The sequence below is a fragment of the Aurantimonas litoralis genome, from assembly GCF_026153195.1.
GTDB classification, from domain to species: domain Bacteria; phylum Pseudomonadota; class Alphaproteobacteria; order Rhizobiales; family Rhizobiaceae; genus Aurantimonas; species Aurantimonas coralicida.
The window spans coordinates 344,463-368,695 of the sequence record NZ_JAPFBM010000001.1 but is presented as its reverse complement, the minus strand read 5'-3'; the positions used below and the strand labels follow the sequence as shown (position 1 = coordinate 368,695).

Annotated in this window: 22 protein-coding genes; 8 read left to right on the top strand and 14 right to left on the bottom strand. The window is 69.4% G+C overall.

From position 1 onward, the window contains the following. Positions 1-98 precede the first annotated feature (98 nt). The 3 genes from N7I30_RS01830 (at position 99) to N7I30_RS01820 (ending at position 2,392) form a co-directional block, all read left to right on the top strand. Positions 99-281 carry a hypothetical protein gene (locus N7I30_RS01830; RefSeq protein WP_498636284.1) on the top strand — a complete coding sequence of 61 codons (183 nt, stop codon included), beginning with the start codon at positions 99-101 and terminating at the stop codon, positions 279-281. Between the two features lie 151 nt (positions 282-432). Then, positions 433-1,218, top strand: coding sequence for an SDR family NAD(P)-dependent oxidoreductase (locus N7I30_RS01825; protein WP_498636283.1), 786 nt, complete (start codon positions 433-435; stop codon positions 1,216-1,218). A 10-nt stretch (positions 1,219-1,228) separates the two neighbouring features. Further along, positions 1,229-2,392 (top strand): amidohydrolase, encoded by a 1,164-nt coding sequence (locus N7I30_RS01820; RefSeq protein ID WP_498636281.1) that lies wholly within the window; start codon positions 1,229-1,231, stop codon positions 2,390-2,392. Positions 2,393-2,435: 43 nt separating this feature from the next. Here N7I30_RS01820 and N7I30_RS01815 read toward each other — a convergent pair whose 3' ends face one another. Together N7I30_RS01815 and putA are read right to left on the bottom strand one after the other, a co-directional pair. Next, positions 2,436-3,761: an amidase gene (locus N7I30_RS01815; RefSeq protein ID WP_498636279.1), complete on the bottom strand. Its 1,326-nt coding sequence runs from the start codon at positions 3,759-3,761 to the stop codon at positions 2,436-2,438. Between the two features lie 127 nt (positions 3,762-3,888). Next, a complete protein-coding gene (gene putA, locus N7I30_RS01810; RefSeq protein ID WP_498636277.1) occupies positions 3,889-7,551 on the bottom strand; it encodes a bifunctional proline dehydrogenase/L-glutamate gamma-semialdehyde dehydrogenase PutA in 3,663 nt (1,220 codons plus the stop codon). A 352-nt stretch (positions 7,552-7,903) separates the two neighbouring features. On the opposite strand from putA, the gene N7I30_RS01805 reads away from it, so the two are divergent. After that, complete coding sequence (locus N7I30_RS01805; RefSeq protein WP_498636275.1) at positions 7,904-9,022, top strand: molybdopterin-binding protein; 1,119 nt, start codon at positions 7,904-7,906, stop codon at positions 9,020-9,022. Continuing rightward, positions 9,019-10,980, top strand: coding sequence for a molybdopterin biosynthesis protein (locus tag N7I30_RS01800; RefSeq protein ID WP_498636273.1), 1,962 nt, complete (start codon positions 9,019-9,021; stop codon positions 10,978-10,980). The genes N7I30_RS01805 and N7I30_RS01800 overlap by 4 nt, the downstream gene beginning before the upstream one ends. 2 nt (positions 10,981-10,982) lie before the next feature. Here N7I30_RS01800 and mobA read toward each other — a convergent pair whose 3' ends face one another. Both mobA and N7I30_RS01790 read right to left on the bottom strand, forming a co-directional pair. Beyond that, positions 10,983-11,612 (bottom strand): molybdenum cofactor guanylyltransferase MobA, encoded by a 630-nt coding sequence (mobA, locus tag N7I30_RS01795; protein WP_498636271.1) that lies wholly within the window; start codon positions 11,610-11,612, stop codon positions 10,983-10,985. After that, positions 11,602-12,495 (bottom strand): formate dehydrogenase accessory sulfurtransferase FdhD, encoded by an 894-nt coding sequence (locus N7I30_RS01790; protein ID WP_498636269.1) that lies wholly within the window; start codon positions 12,493-12,495, stop codon positions 11,602-11,604. Before N7I30_RS01790 ends, mobA begins: the two co-directional genes overlap by 11 nt. Before the next feature lie 157 nt (positions 12,496-12,652). Here N7I30_RS01790 and N7I30_RS01785 point away from each other — a divergent pair, with 157 nt between their 5' ends. Then, complete coding sequence (locus tag N7I30_RS01785; protein ID WP_498636268.1) at positions 12,653-13,909, top strand: molybdopterin molybdotransferase MoeA; 1,257 nt, start codon at positions 12,653-12,655, stop codon at positions 13,907-13,909. 71 nt (positions 13,910-13,980) lie between these two features. Here N7I30_RS01785 and N7I30_RS01780 read toward each other — a convergent pair whose 3' ends face one another. Next, positions 13,981-15,141, bottom strand: coding sequence for an Mrp/NBP35 family ATP-binding protein (locus N7I30_RS01780; RefSeq protein ID WP_370197486.1), 1,161 nt, complete (start codon positions 15,139-15,141; stop codon positions 13,981-13,983). Between the two features lie 120 nt (positions 15,142-15,261). Between N7I30_RS01780 and N7I30_RS01775 the strand changes: the two genes are divergently transcribed. Beyond that, complete coding sequence (locus tag N7I30_RS01775; protein WP_498636266.1) at positions 15,262-15,552, top strand: DUF3144 domain-containing protein; 291 nt, start codon at positions 15,262-15,264, stop codon at positions 15,550-15,552. 12 nt (positions 15,553-15,564) lie between these two features. Here the strand turns inward: N7I30_RS01775 and N7I30_RS01770 are convergent, their stop codons facing one another. Together N7I30_RS01770 and N7I30_RS01765 are read right to left on the bottom strand one after the other, a co-directional pair. Beyond that, a complete protein-coding gene (locus N7I30_RS01770; RefSeq protein ID WP_498636264.1) occupies positions 15,565-16,314 on the bottom strand; it encodes a DUF3306 domain-containing protein in 750 nt (249 codons plus the stop codon). Then, complete coding sequence (locus tag N7I30_RS01765; RefSeq protein WP_228239673.1) at positions 16,307-16,855, bottom strand: DUF3305 domain-containing protein; 549 nt, start codon at positions 16,853-16,855, stop codon at positions 16,307-16,309. Before N7I30_RS01765 ends, N7I30_RS01770 begins: the two co-directional genes overlap by 8 nt. A gap of 89 nt (positions 16,856-16,944) precedes the next feature. Here N7I30_RS01765 and N7I30_RS01760 point away from each other — a divergent pair, with 89 nt between their 5' ends. After that, positions 16,945-18,987 carry a 4Fe-4S binding protein gene (locus tag N7I30_RS01760; RefSeq protein WP_498636262.1) on the top strand — a complete coding sequence of 681 codons (2,043 nt, stop codon included), beginning with the start codon at positions 16,945-16,947 and terminating at the stop codon, positions 18,985-18,987. Positions 18,988-18,990: 3 nt separating this feature from the next. Here the strand turns inward: N7I30_RS01760 and N7I30_RS01755 are convergent, their stop codons facing one another. The 7 genes from N7I30_RS01755 to N7I30_RS01725 all read right to left on the bottom strand — a co-directional run bounded on the left by N7I30_RS01755 (position 18,991) and on the right by N7I30_RS01725 (position 24,157). Next, positions 18,991-19,290 (bottom strand): hypothetical protein, encoded by a 300-nt coding sequence (locus tag N7I30_RS01755; protein ID WP_188075674.1) that lies wholly within the window; start codon positions 19,288-19,290, stop codon positions 18,991-18,993. Between the two features lie 13 nt (positions 19,291-19,303). Further along, positions 19,304-20,353, bottom strand: a complete 1,050-nt coding sequence (locus N7I30_RS01750) for a DUF6352 family protein (protein WP_498636260.1) — start codon at positions 20,351-20,353, stop codon at positions 19,304-19,306. Continuing rightward, the gene (locus tag N7I30_RS01745; RefSeq protein WP_498636258.1) at positions 20,353-21,120 is read right to left on the bottom strand and encodes a biotin/lipoate--protein ligase family protein; all 768 of its coding nucleotides are present in this window, start codon (positions 21,118-21,120) and stop codon (positions 20,353-20,355) included. Before N7I30_RS01745 ends, N7I30_RS01750 begins: the two co-directional genes overlap by 1 nt. Next, a complete protein-coding gene (locus N7I30_RS01740; protein WP_009210420.1) occupies positions 21,117-21,308 on the bottom strand; it encodes a DUF6494 family protein in 192 nt (63 codons plus the stop codon). Before N7I30_RS01740 ends, N7I30_RS01745 begins: the two co-directional genes overlap by 4 nt. Before the next feature lie 125 nt (positions 21,309-21,433). Continuing rightward, positions 21,434-21,562: a hypothetical protein gene (locus N7I30_RS01735; RefSeq protein ID WP_280137472.1), complete on the bottom strand. Its 129-nt coding sequence runs from the start codon at positions 21,560-21,562 to the stop codon at positions 21,434-21,436. Then, positions 21,559-22,962, bottom strand: coding sequence for a c-type cytochrome (locus tag N7I30_RS01730; protein WP_498636255.1), 1,404 nt, complete (start codon positions 22,960-22,962; stop codon positions 21,559-21,561). The genes N7I30_RS01735 and N7I30_RS01730 overlap by 4 nt, the downstream gene beginning before the upstream one ends. Positions 22,963-22,981: 19 nt before the next feature. Continuing rightward, complete coding sequence (locus N7I30_RS01725; protein ID WP_498636253.1) at positions 22,982-24,157, bottom strand: formate dehydrogenase subunit gamma; 1,176 nt, start codon at positions 24,155-24,157, stop codon at positions 22,982-22,984. Positions 24,158-24,233 lie beyond the last annotated feature (76 nt).

The following is a 24,233-nucleotide window of genomic DNA, read 5'->3' as shown; positions in this document are numbered from 1 at the left end:
TGCCGCAGCGGCACGTGACATGACCAAACGGAGCATTTCTTCGGAACCGGCCGGCATGTGCCGCGTTGGCACACGAGTAACAAACGAAAGATCGTGACATGCTGGCATCCGAGATCGTGAGCGCTTTGGAGCGCGGCCACATCACCGAAGCAGAAGCGATCGAGCAGTCGCTCGTCGAGAGCATCGACAGTCTCTACGCCAAGGCCGGGCTCGAACACGAGGACGCCCGCTGGGGCTGCGATCGCGTCGATTGGCCCAGGCAGATGGCCCAGGGCCGCTAGGCGGCCTCTCCCCACCCAACATTCCTGACCGCTGACGCCGCAAACCGCGCGGCGGCGTGCGGGCTTCGGCCGGGCGGCTTCGCCAGCCCTCGCCATGGACGCGCCGCAACGGTATGTCTGCCTTGGAATTTTGATCCGGGGAGGGCAGAGCGTGCAGCATCAGGACAAGGTCGCGTTGATCACGGGCGCGGGACGCGGCATCGGGCTGGCGACCGCCAGGCGGTTTCTGGGCGAAGGCTGGCAGGTCGCACTGCTCGACGTCGACGGCGAGACGCTCAAGGCCGCGGCCGCGGAACTCGACCAGCCGGACCGCACGCTCGCCGTGACCTGTGATGTCGCCGACCCCGATGAGGTCGCCGCCGCGCTCGACGCGGTGATCCAGCGCTTCGGCCGGCTCGACTCTCTCGTCAACAATGCCGGCATCGCCGTCTTCAAGCCGATGCTCGAGACCTCCTTCGAGGACTGGCAGCGCTCGCTGGCGGTCAATCTCGGCGGGCCGTTCCTGTGCTCCCAGAAGGCCGCGCCGATCATGGCGGAGACCGGCGGCGGCAGCGTCGTCAACATCACCTCGATCTCTGGCATGCGCGCCTCGACGTTGCGCGTCGCCTACGGCACCAGCAAGGCTGGGCTGGCCCATCTGACCAAGCAGCAGGCGGTGGAACTGGCGGGGCTCGGCATCCGCGTCAATGCAGTGGCGCCGGGGCCGGTCGACACGGCCATGGCCAAGGCGGTGCACAGCCCCGCCATCCGCGCCGACTACCACGACACGGTCCCGCTCAACCGTTACGGCCTCGAAGAGGAGATCGCCGAGGCGATCTTCTTCCTTTGCAGCGAACGGGCGAGCTACATCACCGGCCAGATCCTCGGCGTCGATGGCGGCTTCGGGGCGACGGGCATCGGCCTGCCGACCCTGCGCGGCAACGCCCGCAACAGCTGAGGGACGGGTGATGGACGCCACCGAGCGGCACCTGTCCGCCGCCGATCTCGGCGTGCTGCAGGATCTGCGCCACGCGCTGCACCGGGAACCGGAGGTCTCCGGCGAGGAGGCCGAGACCGCGCGCCGGGTGGCCGCGTTCCTCAGCGAAACGGGGCCCGACAGGCTGGTCACGGAACTGGGAGGCAATGGCGTTGCCGCGGTCTATGACAGTGGCGAGCCGGGCCCCACGCTGATGGTGCGTGCCGAACTGGACGCCCTGCCGATTGAGCAGATGTCGGACCGTGCCTGGCGCTCGACGCGGCCGGGAATCTCGCATCTCTGCGGCCATGACGGCCATATGGCGACGCTGGCCGGCGTTGCGCTGGCGCTCGGTCGGCAACGTCCTGGCCGAGGACGCGCGGTCTTGCTGTTCCAGCCGGCCGAGGAAGACGGCAGCGGCGCGGCGGCGGTGCTGGCCGACCCGGCCTTCGACGCCATCGCGCCGGATATCGCCATCGCCCTGCACAACATGCCGGGCATCGCTCGCGGCCGGGCGGCGCTGATCGAGGGGCCGGCGAACTGTGCCTCGCGCAGCCTGCAAATCACGCTGTCGGGCACCACGGCCCATGCCTCCTCGCCCGATCAGGGGCGCTCGCCGATGACCGCGCTTTGCGAGCTCATGCCCGGACTGACGGCGCTCGGCCGTGGCGGCGACCTCGACGCGGATTTCTCGCTGGTGACGATCACCCATGCGTCGATGGGCGAGCGGGAAGCCGGCATCGCGCCGGGTTCGGCCGAGCTCTGGGCGACGCTGCGGACCCTCACCGACGCCCGCATGGACGATCTGGTCGCCCGCGCCGAAGCGCTGGTGCGGGGCGCTGCGGAGAGGGCCGGCCTCGGCGTCGCGATCCGCTACGACGACATCTTCGCCCCTTGCGTCAACGACAGGGAGGCGACCGCCATCCTGCGCCGGGCGCTGGAGGAGGAGGGCGTTCCCCACGACACCAGTCTTCTGCCCATGCGCGCCTCGGAGGATTTCGGGCGGTTCGGCGCGACGGCCCGTTCGGCGATGTTCCTGCTCGGATCGGGCGAAGACCATCCCGGCCTGCATACGCCGCAATACGACTTCCCGGACGAACTGATCGGGCTCGGCGCCCGCATCTTCCTGCGCGCCATCCGCAACGTTCTCGACTGAAGACGCGGCGACCGGCCGGAACGAACCGATCGCCGCGACGAATTCAGCGGTCGCCGACGATGGCTTCGACCTCTTCGGCCACGTCGAGCACATGCCAGTCGCGGCCGCCGGGTGCGAAGATCATCAGGCCGGTCGGCAACTCGCCGGAGCGGTGCATCGGCACCGTCGCGGCACAGCCGTCGAGGAAGTTGATCGTCGACGGGTTGCGCAGGACCAGCGCATTCAGCCGGTCGAAATCGTCCTCGACCTCTTCGATCAGCGGCGGCACGATGGGCACGGTCGGCGCGATGATCGCGTCGAAGCCGTCGGCGAGATCGGCAAAGGCGACGATCGCCTCGGCGCGGGTCTGCCGGGCAGCGTCCGCTTCGCCGGAGCCGAAGCTCTCGGCGGCCCGGATGCGCTTGAGGACGCGGGGATCGCCGGCCGTCTCCAGCGCGTCGAGATAGCTGCGATGGATCGCGTGGGCTTCGCTGGCGACGAGGATGCGGTTCACCGAGCCTGCCTGGGCGATCTCGGCCAGTTCCACATCGACCAGTTCGATGCCTTCGTCACGCAGCGCCTTGAGCGCAGCCTCGAAATCGGCCTTGACCTGCTTGTCCATGTCGTCGGTCAGGAGCGTGCGCATCAAGCCGAGCCGAAGCGGCTTGTCGCCTGTCGTCGGTGCCGGCCGGTCTTCGCCGGACAGCACGGCATGGACCGCCGCGCAGGTGGCGATGTCGAGCGCCAGCGGGCCGACGCTGTCATAGGTGCCCGACAGCGGCGAGGCGCCGTCGAGCGGGACGGCCGCCTGGGTCGGCTTGAAACCGGCCAGCGCGTTGAAGGCGGCGGGGATGCGCACCGAACCGCCGGTGTCGGAACCCAGCGCGAAATCGGCGATGCCGAAGGCCACCGCGATCGCGCCGCCCGAGGTCGAACCGCCGGGAATGCGCTCGGCATCGTGGCTGTTGCCCGGCGTGCCGTAATGCGGGTTGAGGCCAACGCCGGAATAGGCGAATTCCGACATGTTGGTGCGGCCGCAGCCGATGGCACCGGCCGCCCGCAGCCGCGCCACGGCGACGGCGTCGCGCGTTGCCGCAGCGTTGCCGGCGAAGTGGACGGAGCCGGCAGTCGTGACCTCGCCTTCCTCGTCGAAGAGATCCTTGATCGCCACGAGAAGACCGGCCAGCGGCCCGGCGAGGCGCGCCGGGTCCTGGTCCAGCGCCTCGGCCTCGGCGACGATGCGCCCGGCGTCGAAGCGGGTGAAGATCCGTCCGGCGACATCCTCGTCGAGATCGAGGACCCGGCCGATGGCCTGGGACGCGCGATCGGCGGCACGGAAGGTCAGGCGCCCGGAGGCGCGGCGCAGGGGCGAAAACTGGTTCACGGGCATTTCCTCGTCTGTCGGCCGAAGGCCGTTCCATGGCACCGGAGACTGCCTGTCGCCGACAGGGGCGCGGGGCGTTCCGGCAGATAGGGCGGCGGGCGACAGGGTGTCGCCGCGCCGGTTGCGTCGATGGCTATTCGGCCGCCGCGAGCAGGCTGGCATTGCCGCCGGCCGCCGTCGTGTCGATGCACAGATGCCGTTCGACGACATAGCGGCTCGGACCGATGATCGCGGTCTCCAGCGGAATGATCGCCCCGGTGCGGGCGGCCAGCGCGTTGCGCAGTGCCCGGGTCCAGTCCGAGCGTCCCGCGGCGGCGACCACGCCGATGCCGTCGAGATGTTCGAGGTCCCCCGGCGCCAGCGTCCCGTCGAACACGGCGAGCGGGGCACCCGCGGCGATCACCGGCCCGGCGAGTGCCGCGGCGCCGGGCGCCACGATGATCGCCGCGCAGCCGGCGGACAGCGCCTGGACGGCCTGCGCCAGGGCGATCTCCGCCGTCGGGCCGAGACAGAGGACGGTGCCCCTCGGATAGAGGCTCAGCCGGTTGCTCTCGCCCGTCGGCCCCGGCAAGGTGAAGGGCCCCGGATCGAAGGCCCCGACCGCCGAACAGGCGCGGCGGATGATGCCGCCCTTGCCGGACAGCGCCCGGCGCAGCACCGACACGCGGTCGCCGCGGGCCGCCCAGTTGCGGGCATCGAGCTTGGCGATGGCCTCGGCGACCGTCGCGGCGGGAATCTCAGGCGCTGCGGGTGCCTGCAGGTCCTCGGCGGGCTCGGTGCGGCGGAAGCGGGCGACGTAGAACGGTCCGCCCGCCTTCGGCCCGGTGCCCGACAGGCCTTCGCCGCCGAAGGGCTGCGAGCCGACGATGGCACCGATCTGGTTGCGGTTCACATAGGTGTTGCCGACCTGGATGCGCTCGACGATTTGCTGCACCCGGTCGTCGATCCGGGTGTGCAGGCCGAAGGTCAGGCCGTAGCCGCGCGCATTGATGGCGTCGACGACCCCGTCGATCTCCCGGGCCTTGAAGGTCGCAACATGCAGCACCGGACCGAACACCTCGCGTTCGAGGTCGTCGATGCCGCCGACGCTGACCACCGAGGGCGCGGCATAGAGGCCGTCCTGCGGCACCGGCAGGGTCTTCAGCACCTGGCCGGCGGCCTTGCGGCTTGCGATATAGCCGGTGATGTCGTCGCGGGCGTCGGCATCGATCACCGGCGACACGTCGGTGTCGATCTGCCAGGGATCGCCCACGACGAGGGCGTCCATCGCCCCCTCCAGCATGTGCAGCAGCCGGTCGCGCGCGTCCTCCTGCACATAGAGCATGCGCAGCGCCGAGCAGCGCTGGCCGGCGCTCTGGAACGAGGCGATCAGGATGTCGCGCACCGCCTGTTCGGTGAGGGCCGTGGAATCCACGATCATGGCGTTCAGGCCGCCGGTCTCGGCGATCAGCACCGCATCGGGGCCGGCATTGGCGGCCAGCGCCTTGTGGATGATCTGCGCCACTTCGGTGGAGCCGGTGAAGCAGACGCCGGCGATCCGCCTGTCGGAGGTCAGCGGGCCACCGACATTCGGGCCGTCGCCGGGCAGCAATTGCAGCGCCGCGGCGGGAAGGCCGGCCTCGCGCATCAGCTCGACGGCGCGGGTGGCGATCAGCGGCGTCTGTTCGGCCGGCTTGGCGAGGACGGCGTTGCCGGCGGCCAGCGCCGCGGCGATCTGGCCGGTGAAGATCGCCAGCGGGAAGTTCCACGGGCTGATGCAGACGAAGATGCCGCGCGGCGTGCCGGGCTCCTCGACCTCCAGACGCTCGGCCTCGTCGGCGTAGTAGCGCAGAAAGTCCACAGCCTCGCGGATCTCGGCGATGCCGTCGGACAGCGTCTTCCCGGCCTCGCGGGTGGCGATCACGGTCAGCTCGGCGATGTTGGCTTCGTAGAGATCGGCGATGGCGCGCAGGGTCGCCGCGCGCTCGGCCACGGGAACGGCCGACCAGGCGGCAAAGCCAGCCTCGGCGGCGGCGAGCGCCCGGTGGACGTCCTTGATACTGGCCTCATGCACCGTGCCGACAATACGGCTCGGATCGGCCGGCGAGGTGGCCGCGCGGCCTTCGCCGGAGACCGGAAGATCGTCGGCCAGCATCGGCCGGGCGGTCCAGACCGCGTCGGCAAAGGCCTGCCGGGCCTCGATCAGCGGGGTGATCGAGGCGGGTTCGTTGACCCGGAAGCCCTTCGAGTTCCGCCGTTCGGGTGCGAAGAGTTCGGCCGGGGTGCGGATGGTCGGATTGGCGATGGCCTCGCCCAGCGCCTCGACCTCGGACAGCGGGTCGCGGGCGATGTCTTCCGGCGCGATGGCCTCGTTGACGATCTGGTTGACGAAGGAGCTGTTGGCGCCGTTCTCCAGGAGGCGGCGCACCAGATAGGCGAGGAGATCGCGATGCGCCCCGACCGGGGCGTAGATGCGGCAGCGCGTGTCGTTCTGGCGGTGGACGATGTCGTGCAGCGATTCGCCCATGCCGTGCAGGCGCTGGAATTCGAAGCTGTCGCGATCATTGCCGGCCATCTTCAGGATGGCGGCGCAGGTATGGGCGTTGTGGGTGGCAAATTGCGGGTAGATGCGGTCGCGCCGGTCGAGCAGCATCTGGGCGCAGGCCATGTAGCTGAGATCGGTGTTCACCTTGCGGGTGAAGACCGGGAAGGTGTGCGTGCCCATTTCCTGGGCGAGCTTGATCTCGGTGTCCCAGTAGGCGCCCTTGACCAGCCGCACCATGATCCGCCGGTCGAGCCGGCGCGCCAGCGTGTCGAGATATTCGATGACCGGCACGGCGCGGCGGCCATAGGCCTGGACGACGACGCCGAAGCCGTCCCAGCCCTTCAGGCTCTCGTCCGACAGCACCGCCTCGATGATGTCGAGCGACAGATCCAGCCGGTCCTGCTCCTCCGCGTCGATGTTGAAGCCGATATTGGCCTTCGCCGCCTGCCGGGCGAGTTCCAGCGCCCGCGGCACCAGCGTCGCCATCACCGTGTCGCGATGGGTGGTCTCGTAGCGCGGATGCAGCGCCGACAGCTTGACCGAGATGCCGGGATTGGAGCGCACGTCGCCCTTGGCGGCCTTCGCGATGGAGGCGATCGCGTCGGAATAGGATTTCAGATAGCGCAGGGCGTCGGCCTCGGTCCGGGCGGCCTCGCCGAGCATGTCGTAGGAATAGGTATAGCCCTGGCGCTCGCGCTCGCGGGCGTTGCGCATGCCTTCCTCGATGGTCTGGCCGAGCACGAACTGCCGTCCCAGAAGCCGCATGGACTGGGCGACGGCGCGGCGCACGACCGGCTCGCCGACCCGGCGCACGAGACCGCGTAGGGCCGCGGCCGGGCGGCTCGGATCGTCGTCGAGGATCCGTCCGGTCAGCATCAGTGCCCAGGTCGAGGCATTGACCAGCGAGGAGGACGAATGGCCGAGATGCGCGCCCCAGTCGGAGGGCTCGATCTTGTCCTGGATCAGTTCGTCGACGGTCTCGGCATCGGGCACGCGCAGGAGCGCCTCGGCGAGGCACATCAGGCCGACGCCTTCCTCGGTGGACAAGCCGTATTCGGCGAGGAAGCTCTCCATCATGCTGGGCGACGTCTCGCGGCGCACCCGCCGGACGATGTCGGCGCCGGCGGCGCTGATGGCGGCACGGTCGGCCTCGCTCAGGCTGATCCGGGCGGCCAGATCCTTCACGACGGTGGCCTCGTCCTCGCCGTAGCGCTGCCGCACGGCCTGACGGTCACCGGTGCCACGAAGGGCGGCGGTCGTTTCTGGAGTCATGCGTCACCTGGCTTGGCTGACAGACGCGCGCGCAACGAATGCTGGGCAGCGGCGTGAATGGGGTTTGGACGAGACTGCACGACCGCCATAGCGGAAACAAGGGAGGGGCGCACCGCCTGTTGTGCAGTGCAAGATGCGGAGCCCCTCGCGGTTCACGGGTTTGCCCGACCCGGCAAAGACGGTAATCTCGTCGCAGGCGGCGGCCGCCGCGACATGACAACGACGTGCCATATCCGATGATCTCCCTCCACACCCCGACGCCGGCGCGCGCCAGCGCTTGCATGTCCGCCGGCCAGCCGACAGGCCGTTGCGATCCGGCAGGCCTGCGCGCAGCCTTCCGCGGCCACGGCGCATGACGGTTCAGGGGCCGGGCGGATCGCTGGCGGATGTCGAGACCGTCACGGCATGGCTGCTGGATGGCGTCGAGGCTGTCGCACCCGTCGACATGGCGCTGGCCGACGCTTCCGGCCTGATCGCGGCCAACGCGGTCCAGGCCCCGCACGCCGTCCCGGACCGCGACGAGGCGGCACTGGATGGCTGGGCGCTGGCCTCCGCCGATCTCGTCGGGGCGTCGTCCTATGCGCCGGCCATGCTGGCCGTGCCGCCGAGCCGGATCGCGGTCGGCGCGCCGATGCCGGAGGGCTGCGACTGTGTCGTGGACGCCGAATGGGTGGAGGCGGACGGCCCCTTCGCGCAGGTGACCTGCGAGGCCATTCCCGGCGAGGGCGTGCAGCGCGCCGGCGACGATATCGCCGCGGGTGCCGGCCTGTTGCAGCCGGGGCAGCGCATTTCGGCGTTCGATATCGCCTGCGCGCGGGCCCTCGGCCTTGCGACCCTGCCTGTCCGCCGGCCGCGCCTGCGGCTCGTCGACCTCTCATCCGACGGCGTCCGACTAACGGCCGATCTGATTGCCGCACGGGCGGTGGCGGCAGGGGCCGAGACGATGCGGGTGACGAGCGAGCGCGACGCGGAGTCCATCGCCGCCGCCATGACGGGAGCGGCGGATCTGGTGATCGTCATCGGCGGCACCGGCGCCGGCCACGACGACGCAACGCCCGTGGCGCTCGCCCAAGCTGGCGCGCTTCACGCCCACGGTCTCGGGCTTCGCCCCGGGCGGACCGCAGCCATTGGCCGGATTGGCCGGGTGCCGGTCGTGGCGCTGCCGGGACAGCCGGATCAGGCCATGGCCGTGTGGCTTGCGCTCGGGGAGACGCTGCTGGCGCGCCTTGCCGGTGCCCGTCCGCGGCCGACGGTTGCGCGCCGGCTGACCCACAAGATATCCTCGGCCATCGGCATGGTGGAACTCGCTCTCCTGAAACGCTCGGACGATGACTGGACGCCGCTCGCCTGCGGCGCCCTGCCGCTCGCCGAGATGGCCGCCGCCGATGCCTGGTGCCTCGTGCCGGCCTCCAGCGAAGGCCATGCCGCCGGCACCATGCTGTCCGGCTCACTCCTCCACGAGGCGCCATGACCACCGATCCCCGCAACGCGGCCGCCGAGACGGCGACGACGGGCCTCGACCAGCAGCAATTCCTGTCGATCCTGTCGCGGGAAGAGGCGTTGCAGCGCTTCGAGGCGGCGCTGTTTCCGCGGCCGCTGCCGCGCGAGACCGTCGCGCTGGGAGACGCGCTGGGGCGCGTCTCGGCGACCGACATCCTGTCGCCCATCGACGTGCCGCCCTTCGACCGAGCGAATGTCGACGGCTTTGCCCTGCGCGCCGCGGATGTCGCGGCGAGCGGGCAGGGCCGGCCGGTGCGGCTGTCCCTGAATGCCGAAACACTGGCCTGCGGCGTCGCGCCGACCCTGCCGGTCGCGCCCGGCACGGCGACACCGATCGCCACCGGCGGCGTCGTGCCGCGCGGCGCCGACGCGGTTGTGATGGTCGAGCATACCGAACTGGCCGGCGACGGCGGCGTGGAGATCCGGCGTCCGGCGGCGCCGGGCCAGTTCGTCTCCCATGCCGGCTCGGACATGGCCGCCGGCGAATTGCTGCTGCGCGCCGGCACCGTGATGGGCTCGCGCGAGATCGGCATGCTGGCCGCCTGCGGCATCGCCGAGATCCCGGTGACTCGCCGGGTTCGCGTGGCAGTGCTGTCGACCGGCGACGAACTGGTCCAGCCGGGCGAACCGCTTAAGCCGGCCTCTGTCTACGACACCAATGGTGCGATCGTCGCGGCGGCGATCCGCGAAAATGGCGGCGACGTGGCGCGTCTCGGCGCCTTTCCCGATGACGAGGCGGGGCTCGAGGCCGTGCTGCGGGCAGCGCTGGCGGACAATGATATGGTGGTCCTGTCGGGCGGCACCTCCAAGGGGGCCGGCGATGTCAGCCACCGCATCATCGACCGGCTCGGCGCGCCGGGCATCGTCGCCCACGGCGTGGCGCTGAAGCCGGGCAAACCCCTGTGCCTCGCCGTCTGCGACGGCAAGCCGGTGGTCATCCTGCCGGGTTTTCCGACCTCCGCGATGTTCACCTTCCACGACATGGTCGCGCCGGTCCTGCGCCGCATGGGCGGCCTGCCGCCGCGGACGGAGACGCAGGTGACGGCGCGCGTCCCGCTGCGCATAGCCTCCGAACTCGGCCGCACCGAATTCGCCATGGTCTCGCTGGTCCAGGGCGAGGGCGAGCTGATCGCCTATCCGACCGGCAAGGGCTCGGGCGCGATCACCTCCTTCACCCAGGCCGACGGTTTCCTGCGCATCGAGGCGCTGGCCGATCATCTGCCGGCCGGGACCGAAGCGTCCGTCACCCTGTTCACGCCGTCGCTGCGCATCCCCGATCTCGTCATCATCGGCAGCCATTGCACCGGGCTCGACCGGGTGCTGGCGCCGCTGGCAGACGAGGGGCGGGCGGTGCGTACGCTCGCGGTGGGCAGTCTGGGCGGGCTCGCCGCGGCCAAGCGCGGCGAATGCGACCTGGCGCCGATCCATCTCTTCGACCCGCGCACCGACAGCTACAACGCGCCCTTCCTCACCGAGGGGCTGGAACTCGTGCCCGGCTGGCGGCGCATGCAGGGCATCGTCTTCCGGGACGGCGATCCACGTTTTGCCGGCCGCTCGGCGGAGGATGCTGTTGGGGCGGGGCTGACCGATCCGGATTGCCTGATGGTCAACCGCAATCAGGGCGCCGGCACGCGCATCCTGATCGACCGGCTGCTGGGCACAGCCCGGCCGGACGGGTACTGGAACCAGCCGAAATCCCACAATGCGGTCGCCGCGGCCGTCGTGCAGGGCCGGGCGGACTGGGGCGTGACCATCGCGCCGGTGGCGAAGGCGGCCGGTCTCGGCTTCCTGCCGCTGGCCGAGGAATCCTACGATTTCGCGCTGGTGACGGCGCGGCGGGACCGGCCCGCGGTGCAGGCGTTTCTTGCCGCGCTCGCCTCGCCGGCGGTGCGGGACGCGCTGGAGGAAGCCGGCTTCCGGCCGGCCTGAGCTCAGTCGGCGGTCTGCTGCGCCAGCGCCTCGGCGTCGGCGAGATCTTCGACCGTATTGGCATTGAAGAACGGATCGACCGGTTCGGCCGACCACGACACCGTCGCCAGCCTGTAGCGCGCGGTCCAGCGGTCGATCTTGCGCAGTTCCTCGCCGACCAGCGCCTCGCGAAGGGCGCCGCGCAGGGCAACCTTCCACAGGCCGATGGGCGGATGGCTGCGCTCGCCCGACGCGGCGACGGCAAGGTCGGCGGCCTCGGCATCGCGCGCTGCACCCAGCCGCACCACCAGATCGCGCGGCAGGAACGGGCAGTCGCCGGCGACGCTGACGACCCACTTCGCATCGGGCCGGTGTTCCGCCGTCCAGTCGAGCGCCGCAAGGATGCCGGCGAGGGGACCGGGATGGCCCTCGACATTGTCCGGCACCACCGGCAGGCTGAAGCCGGAGAACCGCTCCGGATCGCCATTGGCGTTGAGCATCACCCCGGCGCATTGCGGCGCGAAGCGGTCGATCACATGGGCGAGGATCGGCCGGCCGGCGATGGTTCGCATGGGCTTGTCGCCGCCGCCCATGCGCCGGGCGAGACCGCCAGCGAGGATCACGCCGACCGGCGCGGCATTGTCAGTTGTCATGGTCTGCGCCCTTGCGTCTGCTGCGCTTCGGTTCGTCGTCCACCGTCGCGAGATCCTGGTCGAAGACGATGCGCTCGGCGCCCGACAGCGCCACGAAGCGCTTGCCCTTGGCCCGGCCGATCAGGGTCAGCCCGACCTGCCGCGCCAGCGCCACGCCCCAGGCGGTGAAGCCCGACCGCGACACCAGGATGGGTATGCCCATCCGCACGGTCTTGATGGTCATTTCCGAGGTCAGGCGGCCGGTCGTGTAGAGGATCTTGTCGGCCGGATCGACCCCGTGGCGGAACATCCAGCCGGCGATCTTGTCGACCGCGTTGTGACGGCCGACATCCTCCATGTAGCAGAGCGGCCGGCCCTTCACGCAAAGGACGCAGCCATGGATGGCGCCAGCCTCCAGATAGAGCGACGGGGTGGTGTTGATGGTCTTCGCCAGTTCGTAGAGCCACGACGTGTGCAGGCTGGCAGCCGGCAGTTCGATCTCGTCCAGCGCTTCCATCAGGTCGCCGAAGGCCGTGCCCTGCGCGCAGCCGGAGGTCAGCGTGCGCTTCTTGAGCTTCTCCTCGTAATTGGTGCCGCGCTCGGTGCGTACCACCACGACCTCGAGATCGTCGTCATAATCGACGCCGGTGACGACATCGTCGGGCTTCAGCATGTTCTGGTTGAGGAGATAGCCGAGCGCCAGATATTCCGGATAGTCGTTGATCGTCATCATCGTGACGATCTCCTGGGCGTTGAGATAGAGGGTCAGCGCCCGCTCGACCGGCACCGAGACGGCCACCTGCGCTCCGGTCTGGTCGAGGCCGGTGACGCGCTCGGTCAGGCGCGGATTGCCGGGCTCCGGCATGATGGTCGTGACGGTCGGCCGATCGTCGGTGTCTGACATGGGGGTCCTGTCGATAGGCTGGTGCATGGGCGGCGCATCCGATGGTGTGCGGGCGTCCGGCGTGTCGTGCAAGGGTAGAATGTGATCCGGCGCTCATATAGGGACCGGACCGGTCGCGCGGTCACCGCGGCGAACAATGCGATGAACGGGTGCGGGGATGGCGCAACTTTCGGACGATTGCTTCGCATTCGGCGGGCCGATGATGACCGTCGACGAGACCGTGGCGCTGATCGCCGCCCGGTTGCAGCCGCTGGCCGGCATCGAGGCCGTGCCGCTCGCCGAGGCCGATGGCCGCATCCTTGCCGCCGATCTCGTCGCACCGATGCCGCTGCCGCCCTTCGCCAACTCCGCCGTCGACGGCTACGCCATCCGCAGCGCCGATCTGCCGCAGGAGAGCGAGCGCCGCTTCGCCATTGGCGGCCGCGTCCAGGCGGGCACGCGGTCCGCCGAGGCCGTCCAGCCGGGCGAAGCCGCGCGCATCTTTACCGGCGCGCCGATGCCCGGCGGCGCCGATACCGTCTTCATGCAGGAGGATGTGCGCGTCGAGCCCGACGGGGCGGTGCTGCTGCCTGCCGGCCTGAAGCCGGGGGCCAACATGCGGCCGGCGGGCGAGGATGTGGCGACGGGCGCCATCGTGCTGCGCTCGGGGCGCCGGTTGCGTCCGCAGGACATCGCCATGGCCGCGGCGCTGGGGCAGGTGGAGCTGACGGTTCGCCGTCCCGTGCGGGTGGCGATCTTCTCCACCGGCAACGAGATCGTCGCGCCGGGCTCCGAACGCGCATCGTCGCAGCTCTTCGATTCCAACCGCTTCATGCTGATGGCGATGCTGCGACGCCTCGGCTGCGCGGTCTCGGACCTCAACATCCTGCCGGACGACCGCGAGGCGATCGCGGCGACCTTGCGCGCTGCGGCGAGGGACCACGACCTGGTCCTCACCTCCGGCGGCGTCTCGACGGGCGAGGCCGATTTCGTCAAGGACGCGGTCGAGGGCACGGGCCGGATGGTGTTCTGGCGCATCGCCATCAAGCCGGGCCGTCCGGTGGCGATGGGGGTGATCGACGGCACGCCGCTGATCGGCCTGCCGGGCAATCCGGTGGCGAGCTTCGTGACCTTTGCCCATGTCGCCCGCCCGGCGATCCTGGCGCTGGCCGGGGCCGAGCCCGAAGCGACGGTGGCGACGCCGGTGCGGGCGGCCTTCGCCTACAGGAAGAAGCTCGGCCGGCGCGAATATGTCCGCGCGAGCCTCCGCCGCGCCGCCGACGGCACGCTGGAGGTGCAGAAGTTCCCGCGCGAGGGGGCCGGTCTCCTGTCGTCGTTGGTCGACACCGACGGCCTGGTCGAGCTGGGCGAGGATGTCGTCGCCGTCGCGCCGGGCGAGACGGTCGGCTTCATCCCCTATGCCAGCCTGTTCTGAGCCGGCAGAGATCGGGCAGTCGGCGGCGGCCCGGAGGAGATCACCGGGCCGCCGTTTGCTGAACCGGTCGCCTATTCGAAGACGATCGACGGCGCGCTGACCATCCGGCGTTCCTCGCCGACCCGTTCCCAGGCGGTGCGGGCGATCTCCCGATAGGTCTTGGCGTGCACGCTGTCCGGCTCGGACATGACGATGGGCGTGCCGCCGTCCGAGGTCGAGCGGATCTGCATGTCCAGCGGCACTTCGCCGAGGAAGGGCACGCCGATGCGCTCGGCTTCCTTGCGGGCGCCGCCATGGCCGAAGATGTCGTGCCGCCCGCCGCAATCGGGGCAGACGAAATAGCTCATGTTCTCGACGATGCCGAGGATCGGCACGTCCACCTTGCGGAACATGGCGAGGCCCTTGCGGGCGTCGATCAGCGCCAGGTCCTGCGGCGTCGAGACGATGACGGCGCCGGCCAAGGGTACGTTCTGCGCCATGGTGAGTTGCGCGTCGCCGGTGCCCGGCGGCATATCGACCACGAGCACGTCGAGTTCGCCCCATTCGACCTCGCGCAGCATCTGCGTCAGCGCCGAGATGACCATCGGCCCGCGCCAGATCATCGGGGTCTCCTCGTCGACGAGGAAGCCCATCGACATGACCTTCAGGCCGTAGCCTTCCATCGGCCGGATGATCCGGCCCGAGACGTTCTGCGGACGGCCGGAGATGTGCAGGAGCCGCGGCATGGACGGGCCGTAGATGTCGGCGTCCATGATGCCGACCTTCAGGCCGTTCGCCTGCAGGCCGAGGGCGAGATTGACCGAGGTGGTCGACTTGCCGACGCCGCCCTTGCCCGAGGCGACCGCGATGATCGCGCCGATGCCCGGCACGCCGGCCTTCTCGGGCGCCTTGGGAGGCTGCGGTGCGCGCGCAGCCATCGGCGGCGGCACGGCGGCGGCCTGGGCCGGGCTCGGTGCGGGCCGTACCGGACGGGCCGAGGATTTGGTCGCTTCGGCGGTGAGCGCGACGGTCGCCTTCTCGACGCCCGGAACGCCGGACGCGGCCTTCTCGGCGGCGGCGCGCAGCGGCTCCAGCTCTTCCGCCCGGTCGGCCGGAATGGTCAGGGAGAAGAACACCTTGCCGTCGGCGACGAAGATGTCGGAGACCAGCCCGAGATCGACGATGTTGCCGGTGAGATCCGGTCCCTTCACCCGCTTGAGCTGCTCCAGGATGTCTGCCTTGTCGATTGCCAAAGGGTCTCTCGCTGCTATGAATTGGGTCCCGCGTCTCTTACGGCAAATGCCGCTCCTGGCCAATCGCGATCCCGGGGCGGGTCGGCGCGGACCTCACAGCGCGAACGGAGGCCCGAAGACTTGGAATCCCAGGGAAACCGCAAGCAGCGGCGCGCCGCAGGCACGCCGCCGACGCTCGATCCGGACGCCTTCCTGAAGCTGGCGGACCGCTTCATCGACGTGGCCAACCGCGCCAACCAGAAGGTTCTGGCGACCGACATCCATATGGCGTTTCTCTACGCAGCCGCCCGCTACAACGCCTTCGTCGGCAACAACGTGCGGGAAGTGGAGGATCACGAGGTCTACATCGAAGAGATGGCGGCCACCTACAAGGAGATGCTCCGCAATCACCTGGCCGATCCGAATCTCTGATTCGCCGCCGGTCTAACCCTGCAGGCGCTGGCGGATCGACACGCGCCGCGCTGGAGGCTGTTGCGGTGCCGGGCTCTCGATCCGCTCGACCGGCTCGGGCTCCGGTACGGTCGAAGGTGCTGCGGCGATCGGCACGCCCGTCTCTTCCGTGATCAGGCGTTCGTCGTCGCCGGCAGTCTGCGACTCCGCTTCGGCGACGGCGGTCGGCGGCGCGGCCGCCAAGTCTTCGGCCACGGGGGCGTCTTCAGGCGCATCTACCGCACTGTCCGCGCCCGCTTCGCCCTGATCCTCGGCCGCCACGGCATCCGTTTCCGGCTCGGGCCGTGTCAGGCGGCCGGTCGCCTGCTGGGTGCTCTGCTCCTCGGTGCTCAGGAAGCCGCGTCCGAGCTGCCACAGCGAGGTGTAGCGATTGTGGGCGGGATTGCGGAAATCCTCGTCGTAATCGTTCAGCCCGTCGAGATTGGCGAAGACCGGATTGGAGCGCCACAGCTTGCGCAGCGCCTTGCGGCGCAGAAGCTCCGGCACGCCGCGCTTCATGAACAGGCCGAAATCGTCGCCGGCCTTCATGGAATCGATGTCGACCGCTTCCGCCGCCAGCCGGTTCTGTTCGAGCTCCTCGGCCTCGCGAGCAACGGCCTCGGGATCGACGACGTCGGGCGTCTGCGCCTCCGCCGCCTCGGCGGCTTCGGCCGCCTCGACCTCGCGCTTGCGGCGCGACCAGCGCGACAGGAAGCTGTCGTTTTCGCCCGTGCCATCAGCCATCGAGATTGCCTCCGGCCGGCTTCTCGCGCTGCAGGAAGATCGGGTCCTTGCCGAATTTGTGGTCCTCGAGATCCAGCTTGTCGCGCCGGCGCTTCTTGAATTCCTCCTCCTGGTGATAGCGGTTCACGAAGTCCTTGAGCGTCTCGGTGATGTCCGGCGGCATCGGGACACGCTCGACGATGTCCTCGCCGCTGTCGTCGTAATCCTGCGCGAGATAAGGCGAGGCGGTGACGCTGTGGACGAACCACGGCAGCGGGTGGCCATCCTCTGACGGGGAGCGGCGCAGCACGATGAACAGCGCCGGCACCTGGCTGTTGAAATTGTGCACATACGCCTCGGTATCGGCCGCATGGCAGGTGAGCGCATGCACGCCCATGAAATAGCGCGTCCGCTCGTCGTCGCTGAGCATCACGTCGCCGGTGGTCAGGCCTCCGGATGCCGGCGCGATTCCCACCGGGATCCAGTACTCCTTCGCCCAGCGCGAGACGGATCGGCGCCGCTCGGCCAGAACACCCAGCATGATCGTCAGTTCACGGGCCAAATTGGCGCACCTTTCGCAGTCTGCGAGCTCGTTTTTCACCCGCCATAAACAGCGTAACGTGTTATTCCTCATCGACAAAGGGAGAAGTCATGAGCGCGACGAGCCAACGGATTCTGGTCTGCAACTGCGAGAAGACCATGCAGGTGGATGGCAGGGCGATCGGCCGTGCCCTCGGTGGCGTGGACCTGCCGGTTCACACGCATCTGTGTCGCAGCCAGATCGGCACCTTCGAAGGCGCCATGGAGGGCGACGCGCCCGTGGTCGTCGCCTGTACCCAGGAAAGCCCGCTTTTCGCCGAGATCGCCGAGGAGAAGGGCCGCGAGGTCTCCGCCTTCGTCAATATCCGCGAAATGGCCGGATGGACCGCCGACAAGGCGTCGATCGCGCCGAAGATGGCGGCGCTGATCGGCGCGGCCTCGCTGCCGGTGGCGCCGGCCCGGCTGCGCGCCATCGAAAGCGACGGGCTGTGCCTGGTGACCGGCCGGGGGCAGGCGGCACTGGACACCGCGGCGCTGCTCAACCGTACGCTGTCGGTCACGCTGCTCTTGACCGATGCCGACGACATCCTGCTGCCCGAGGTGCTCGACTTCCCGGTCTTCCGCGGCCGGGTGGTCTCGGCCACCGGCACGCTCGGCGGTTTCGACATCGTCGTCGACGACTACGCCGCCATGCTGCCCTCGTCGCGCGGCGAGCCGCAATTCGCCCTGCCGCGCAACGGCGCCAAATCGTCCTGCAGCGTCCTCTTCGACATGAGCGGCAACGCGCCGCTCTTCGCCCGCCCGACCGGTCGCGACGGCTATTTCCGCGCCGATCCCGCCGATCCCGCGGCGGTCATGCGAGGTGTCTTCGACGCCAGCGGCTACGAGGGCGAGTTCGAAAAGCCGATCTATGTCAGCTACGACGCGTCGATCTGCGCCCATGAGCGGTCGAAGAAGACCGGCTGCACCAAGTGCATCGACAATTGTCCGCCCGGCGCAATTTCGCCCGACGGCGACAACATCCTGATCGACACGGCGATCTGCGGCGGCTGCGGCAATTGCGCCGCCCATTGCCCGACCGGCGCGGTCTCCTACGACTATCCGGCCCGTGCCCAGTCGATCGAACGGGTGCAGACGCTGGCCCGCACCTATCTGGCCGCGGGCGGCGAGGCGCCCGTGCTGATGGTGCACGAGCGCGAGCATGGCGCATCGCTGATCAACGCCATGTCGCGCTTCGGCCGCGGCCTGCCGGCCAATGTCATTCCGCTGGAAATGCATTCGACGACGGCGCTCGGCCACGACCTGATCGTCGCGGCGCTGGCCGCCGGCTTCCGCTCGCTGGTGGTCCTGGTCGATCCGCGCAAATCGGGCGAGCTGCACGCGCTGCACGAGGAAATCGCGCTGACCGAGGCGTTGCTCGCCGGGCTCGGCCATGCGCCCGACCGGGTGCGGATCGTCGCCGAGCGCGACCCGGAAATCGTCGAGGCGCTGCTCTACGACCGGCAAGAAGCTGCCGAGATCGCCCGCACGGCGTTCGCGCCGGTCGGCGGCAAGCGCGAAGTGGCACGCGCCGGCATCGCCATCGCCGCAGCCGCCGGTTCAGGCCCGGCCGACGATCTGATCCGCCTGCCGGCCTCGGCGCCCTATGGCAACATTCTCGTCGACAAGGAACGCTGCACGCTCTGCATGGCCTGCGTGTCGGCCTGTCCGGCCGACGCCCTGCGCGACACGCCGGGCAAGCCGGAACTGCGCTTCGTGGAGGCGGCCTGCGTCCAGTGCGGCATCTGTGCCGCGACCTGTCCGGAAACCGCGATCACGCTCGATCCGCGCTACAATCTGGCGCCGACGGTGATGCAGCCGGTGACGCTGAACGAGGACGAGCCGGCCGAATGCACCTGCTGCGGCAAGCCCTTCGCCGCGCGCGGCATGCTCGACCGGGTCAGGGAAACGCTCGGCGGCAAGCACTGGATGTTCCAGACCGACGAGCGGGTGGCGCTTTTGAGCATGTGCGAGAGCTGCCGGCTGGAAGCCTTGGCGGCGGACGGCGGCGACCCCTTCGCCATCGCCCAGCGGCCCAAGGTCCGCACCACCGACGATTATCTGGAAGCCGGTCGGCGCGGCCTGACGGTCGACGACTTCCTCACCACCGACTGAGGATCAGTTGCGCTGGTAGCAGAGGGAGCGCGCATCGGCGCGCGACTTCTCGGCGGCCTCGGCGGTGATCAGATCCTGCTGGACCATGACGTCGATGTCGGCGAAGCGCTTGTCCACGCAGGCCGCGACGTCGGGATCGACCCGCAGCGTGCCGAGCTCCTCGCCCCGCTCCTCGACACCGGCCACCCATTCTTCGGTCTGGGCATAGACGAGGAAGGCGAGGGCGGCGAGGGCGATCGCGAAGACCAGCGCCACGAGGCGCATCCAGGGCGAGTTCGCGACGCTGTGTGATGAAGTCGTCATGTCGATTCCTTGATCATTGGACGCCGGAGGTGAGGGGCAGATTGGTCAGAAGGTTCTGGGGCTTGAGCCGGATGAGACCGGTCGGGTTCACCGCCACGCCGAGATAGGCCGGCTTGCCCCGCATGGTCGGCAGGATCCGGTCGTCGTCCTTGAATTCCATACGGAACAGCGCGGCGATCCGGCCGATGCGGTCCTCGTCGACCGCTTCGCCCTCGTAGAGCCCGTTCAGGATCTGCGTTGCCTCGGCGTCGAGCCCGACATGCCAGGACCAGTGCTGGTCGGTGATCGACTGCATGGCCTGGACCCGCACCGCTAGGTGCAGGAAATGCGCAACCCAGCGCTCGATCACCCGCGCCAGCGCATCCTGCCCCGGCTGGGTGAAGCGGAAATCGAGGGCGAAATTGAACTGGTCGGCCCGGCCCCAATAGGTCTCACAATTCTCCTCGCTGAGCACGTCGAGCGAGACTTCGCGCATCGGCGTGCCGGCTTCGGCGAGCAGCGAGCCCAGTCCGCCAAGGCCGCCGGATTCGGAATACATCTCGACCACTTCGGCGTCGGCAAGCGTCAGCTGGCCGTCGCCCGTTGTCGCCATCTGGTCGCGGAAGAACAGCTCGGCAGCGCGCAGGACGAAGGGGTCGGTTTCCTCGGCCAGAAGCCCGCCGAGGATCAGATGGACCAGCTGCTCGATGAAGACCGGCGGCACGCGCGGAGCATCCGGGCGAAACAGGGCGAGATAGCCGGCCTCGATGGAGCCGTGCCGCAGGAGATGGTCGCGATAGGCCAGCAGCATGCGGTAATTGTCCGCCGTGTCGGCATCGGCGAGCGCCGCCAGATCGGCCTCGGTGACCGTCGCGTCGGGCGTCTCCATCAGCCGCTCGAACAGCCGATGCTCGTTGTCGCAGCTTTCCTCGATCGGGTGGATTTCCGGTCGGGTGTAGTAGGCGCGCAGGAAATCCGGCGTGACCGCGAGCCAGCCATTGTCCAGCTTGTGGGTCAGGTGCAGGCCGGCGGATTTCCAGACGACACGGCCCTGTGGCGCGAGGGGTTTCGCGGGCATCTGCATCAGGAATCGGCTCCGCTTGCGGCATCGGTCAGGGGCAGCAGCACCGTGCGCCCATCGGTCTTCAACAGGGCCCCGCCGGCGTCGTCGAGGCCGATCATGGTGCCGGAATGCCGGACGCCGCCGAGGACGATGTCCACGGTCTCGCCCATCGCATCGGCGCGAGACGTCCAGCTCTGATGCGCGGCGCGGAACCCGTCATGGGTCCATCCGTCGATCCACGACAGGAAATGCCGCGCCACCGCCTCGACGATGAGGGTGCGGTCGAGTTCGCCGCAGCCTTCTTCCATCAGCGCGGTCGCGGCCAGATCGTGGCCCGGCTCGGCGGGACCGTTCCGCGACGCCTCGATGGTCAGCGCGTAGCCGACGACCATATGGTCGGGGACCCCGTCCGGATCGCGCGGATCGGGAACATACAGGCGCGCGGCGCCAACGGTCGCACCATTGGCCAGGATCGTGCCGGGCCAGCGGAAGGTCAGCGCCAGATTGGGCGGTCCGATGCCGCCCAGCGCGTCGCCGATCGCCACCATCAGGAGCGGCAGCATCTGCGCGGCCTCGGCGAGCGCGACATCCGGTTCCAGGATCAGCGCGGCAGCGGCGCAGTCCGTGTCGCGGCTCCAGAACAGATCGCCCGCGCCATGGGATTGTGCGCGCGCGGCCTCGATCGCCGCCGCGAAGGGGGCGACGCCCGCAGCCACCGGGTGTCCGGTGAAGGCGGGCGGAAATTCAGGGTCCGCCAGGGGCGCGATGTCGATCTGGCTGAGCGTCACGGCAGCTGGATTTCACCCTCGACGACATGGTCCAGTGGCTCACCCTCGGCGGTGAGATGCATGCGCACCTTCAAGGGGCCCGAGCCGGCCTTGCCGGAGCGCACCAGTTCCTCGATCTCGCGCTGCGAGGTCACGCCGACCTGCTTGAGAAACTTGCGCAGTGACATGTTGAAGGCTTCTTCGCTCATCGGTCCTGTTCCTTGCTGTCGCGGTGCCGCCGGTGGCGCTCCGCGTGATGATCCGTCCCGCACCGGGCGTGTGAAGGCGCCGTGCCGCCGCATCCCGCGACCTGTGCGTGCGCGGTCGATCGGGCCTATTGCAGCCGGACGTTCTCGGTCGAATAGGCTTCGCTGGCCGATTGTTCCAGCTCGGTGTTGAGCAGGAGGCCGACGCCCAGCCCGATGAGCAGCACGATGGCCACGCTTAGCAGGAATGCCTTCATTGTGGTGTGGTCTCCCCCGGTTCTGGTGCCGGTCGCCCGCTCGGCGGCGGCGTTTTGGCGTCGGTTGCGGTCGCCCGCTTCAGATAGGCGATCAGCGCATCGCGCCGTTCGACGCTCTTCAGGCGTTGCACCGGCATCTTCGTGCCCGGCGTGACGACGTCGGGTCCATGGTCGAACAGCTGTGATACCGTGTCCTCGGTCCAGACGATATCCGATTCCGTCAGCGCCTCCGAATAGGCATAGCCTGGAACGGTGCCGGCCTTGCGCCCGAACAGGCCGAACAGCGTCGGCCCGGCGCGGTTGCCGTCATCCGGCGTCAGCGTATGGCAGACCGAGCATTTGCGCAGGAACTCGCTTTCGCCGGGATCGTCGGTGCCATGCGCCTGGAACCGCCGCGGGTAGACCGACTGGATCGCCTCCATGCGCTGGCGTGGCGAGACCTGCCAGCGAATGGCGAAATCGTCGAGCCCGACCCGGTACAGCTCCTTGCCGTCCGGCGTGAAGGACAGGCCCCAGACCGGGCCGTAAACGTCGCCATATTCCTCGACCAGCGTGCCGGTGTCGATGTCGAAGACCCGGATGCGCCCGTCGGCGCTGCCGGTGGCAAACCATCCGGCCCGCGGTGACGCGGCGATCGACAGCACCGGGTTCTCTTTCGCGGCCAGTTCCACGGTTTCCAGCGTCGGGAGGTCGACGAGACCGGTCACGCCGTTCTGGCTGCCGAAGGCGAGCAGGGTGCCGCCGGGCAGGGGGGTGATGACGTTGACGCCCCAGCCATGGGTGTAGAGCACCCGCGACGAACCGGCGATGCGGCCGTCGTCGAGCGGCCATGCGCGGATCGCGCCGTCATAGCCGGCTGTGAACAATTGCCGTCCGTCCAGCGAGAAGGCGACCGCGTTGACATTGCCCTGATGGCCTTCGGCGCGCGCGATCTCGCGGCCCTCCGCAATGTCGAAGATCCGCGCCGTGCCATCCCAGCGCGCGGTGGCGGCGAAGCGGCCGTCCGGGCTGACGGCGACGTCGAGCACCTTGACCGGCGTATCGGTGATCCGCTGTTCGAGGTCGCCGGTCGCAAGATCCCAGACGGCGAAGGAGCCGTCGTCTGAGACCGAGACAGCCTTGTCCGTGCCGGGGACGAAGGCGACGTCGTTGACCGCCGCGTCGTGGCCGGCGAGCCGGGCGGTGACGGTGCCGTCCGGGCCGGTCATGTCCCAGAGGATGATCGAATAGTCGAAGGAGGCGGTCAGCGCGTGCTTGCCGTCATCGGACAGCGCGACCGCCTTCACCGGGCCGCCGTGCCCGACCAGCCGCTCCGGCAGCGCGTCGGCGCCGGCCGGGTTCGACAGCATCGCGAGGATGGCCGCGGCGGCGAGCGCCGCCAGTCTCAAAGCGGGGCGCATGATCGCGTCACGCCGGCCGCTATTCCGCAGGTGCGGGATGCGCCCCGGCCTCGGGGCGACCGTCCTTCTTCAGGACCTCGTCCACCCAGAGCGCATGATGCTCGCGCGCCCAGTTCAGGTCGACGTCGCCGCTGCCCATGGCATCGAAGGCGCCTTCCATGCCGATCGTGCCGATATAGATGTGGCCGAAGATCACGCAGACCATGAACACCGCCATGACGGCGTGCCAGATGGTGTTGAACTGCTGCTCCTGGATCACCGAATAGGGCGGCTGCGGCAGGCCGAGCCAGGCCGGCACGTCGAGGCCGATGCCGGCAAGGGCGGTGAAGGTGTCGCCGAAGAAGCCGTGCTCGAACGGGAACAGCAGGGCCCAGCCCGAGACGCTGAGGGACAGGCCGCCGATCATCACCAGCCAGAAGATGACCTTCTGTCCGGCGTTGAACTTCCAGGCCGGCGGATGCGCACCCTTGGAGAAGAAGCCGCCGCCCTTCATCAGCCAGACGAAGTCGGCGCGCGAGGGAAGGTTGTGGACGATCCACAGGACGAAGGCGACCACCAGCCCGGCCATGAAGGCGAAGGCCACGTAGTTGTGCGACATCTTCAGGAAGCCGGACATCGGGCCGAAGAGCTCCTTGCCGATCAGCGGCATGATCAGCTCGCGGCCGTAGGAGATGTTCAACCCGCTGATGGCGAGGATGATGAAGGACAGCGCCATCACCCAATGGGCGGTGCGCTCGATCAGGCCGAAGCGCTTGATGGTCACGCCGGCAAGGCCGTGCTGGACGCGGATACGGCCGCGAACGGCGAAGAACACGGCGAGCAGGATCAGCATGCCGATCATCGCCAGTCCGAGATAGTCGAACATTGGGCCGTTGCGCAGAAGGCGCCAGGACTCGCCCTCGGACTGCACCAGCACCGAGGCCTTCTTGTCGGGGATCGAGACGTCGCCGGAAACGCCCTGGCGCACCGACCGCCAGATCTCGGCGTCGGAGGTGGTGCCGAGCGCGTCGCCCGGGACGGCGCCGCCGGTCGGCGAGGTGTTGTCCGGCGGCCGGACCGAGCTCTGGGCCTGGCCGGTGCCGGCTGCGGCGAACAGCATCAGGACGGCGATGGCGAGGACCGGCACGAGAGCGGCAAGACGCCGGAGCGGGGCGGAGCGTGACAAGACAGCGAGAGACGCTCTGAGGCTAGGCATGTCCTCTATCCCCGTTCGGGTGAAAGATGCGGCGGGAATGGGCAACGCGGCGCGCCACCGGTCATCGTCAGGCGGC

What these genes read in the sequence shown, in the direction of transcription:
- N7I30_RS01805 (WP_498636275.1), top strand. Translation starts at nt 7,904, where the DNA reads ATGACGGTTCAGGGGCCGGGCGGATCGCTGGCGGATGTCGAGACCGTC.
- N7I30_RS01740 (WP_009210420.1), bottom strand. Translation starts at nt 21,308, where the DNA reads ATGAGCGAAGAAGCCTTCAACATGTCACTGCGCAAGTTTCTCAAGCAG.
- N7I30_RS01830 (WP_498636284.1), top strand. Translation starts at nt 99, where the DNA reads ATGCTGGCATCCGAGATCGTGAGCGCTTTGGAGCGCGGCCACATCACC.
- N7I30_RS01755 (WP_188075674.1), bottom strand. Translation starts at nt 19,290, where the DNA reads ATGACGACTTCATCACACAGCGTCGCGAACTCGCCCTGGATGCGCCTC.
- N7I30_RS01790 (WP_498636269.1), bottom strand. Translation starts at nt 12,495, where the DNA reads ATGTCAGACACCGACGATCGGCCGACCGTCACGACCATCATGCCGGAG.
- N7I30_RS01735 (WP_280137472.1), bottom strand. Translation starts at nt 21,562, where the DNA reads ATGAAGGCATTCCTGCTAAGCGTGGCCATCGTGCTGCTCATCGGGCTG.
- N7I30_RS01760 (WP_498636262.1), top strand. Translation starts at nt 16,945, where the DNA reads ATGAGCGCGACGAGCCAACGGATTCTGGTCTGCAACTGCGAGAAGACC.
- N7I30_RS01750 (WP_498636260.1), bottom strand. Translation starts at nt 20,353, where the DNA reads ATGCAGATGCCCGCGAAACCCCTCGCGCCACAGGGCCGTGTCGTCTGG.
- N7I30_RS01770 (WP_498636264.1), bottom strand. Translation starts at nt 16,314, where the DNA reads ATGGCTGATGGCACGGGCGAAAACGACAGCTTCCTGTCGCGCTGGTCG.
- mobA (WP_498636271.1), bottom strand. Translation starts at nt 11,612, where the DNA reads ATGACAACTGACAATGCCGCGCCGGTCGGCGTGATCCTCGCTGGCGGT.
- putA (WP_498636277.1), bottom strand. Translation starts at nt 7,551, where the DNA reads ATGACTCCAGAAACGACCGCCGCCCTTCGTGGCACCGGTGACCGTCAG.
- N7I30_RS01815 (WP_498636279.1), bottom strand. Translation starts at nt 3,761, where the DNA reads ATGCCCGTGAACCAGTTTTCGCCCCTGCGCCGCGCCTCCGGGCGCCTG.
- N7I30_RS01725 (WP_498636253.1), bottom strand. Translation starts at nt 24,157, where the DNA reads ATGCCTAGCCTCAGAGCGTCTCTCGCTGTCTTGTCACGCTCCGCCCCG.
- N7I30_RS01800 (WP_498636273.1), top strand. Translation starts at nt 9,019, where the DNA reads ATGACCACCGATCCCCGCAACGCGGCCGCCGAGACGGCGACGACGGGC.
- N7I30_RS01820 (WP_498636281.1), top strand. Translation starts at nt 1,229, where the DNA reads ATGGACGCCACCGAGCGGCACCTGTCCGCCGCCGATCTCGGCGTGCTG.
- N7I30_RS01785 (WP_498636268.1), top strand. Translation starts at nt 12,653, where the DNA reads ATGGCGCAACTTTCGGACGATTGCTTCGCATTCGGCGGGCCGATGATG.
- N7I30_RS01730 (WP_498636255.1), bottom strand. Translation starts at nt 22,962, where the DNA reads ATGCGCCCCGCTTTGAGACTGGCGGCGCTCGCCGCCGCGGCCATCCTC.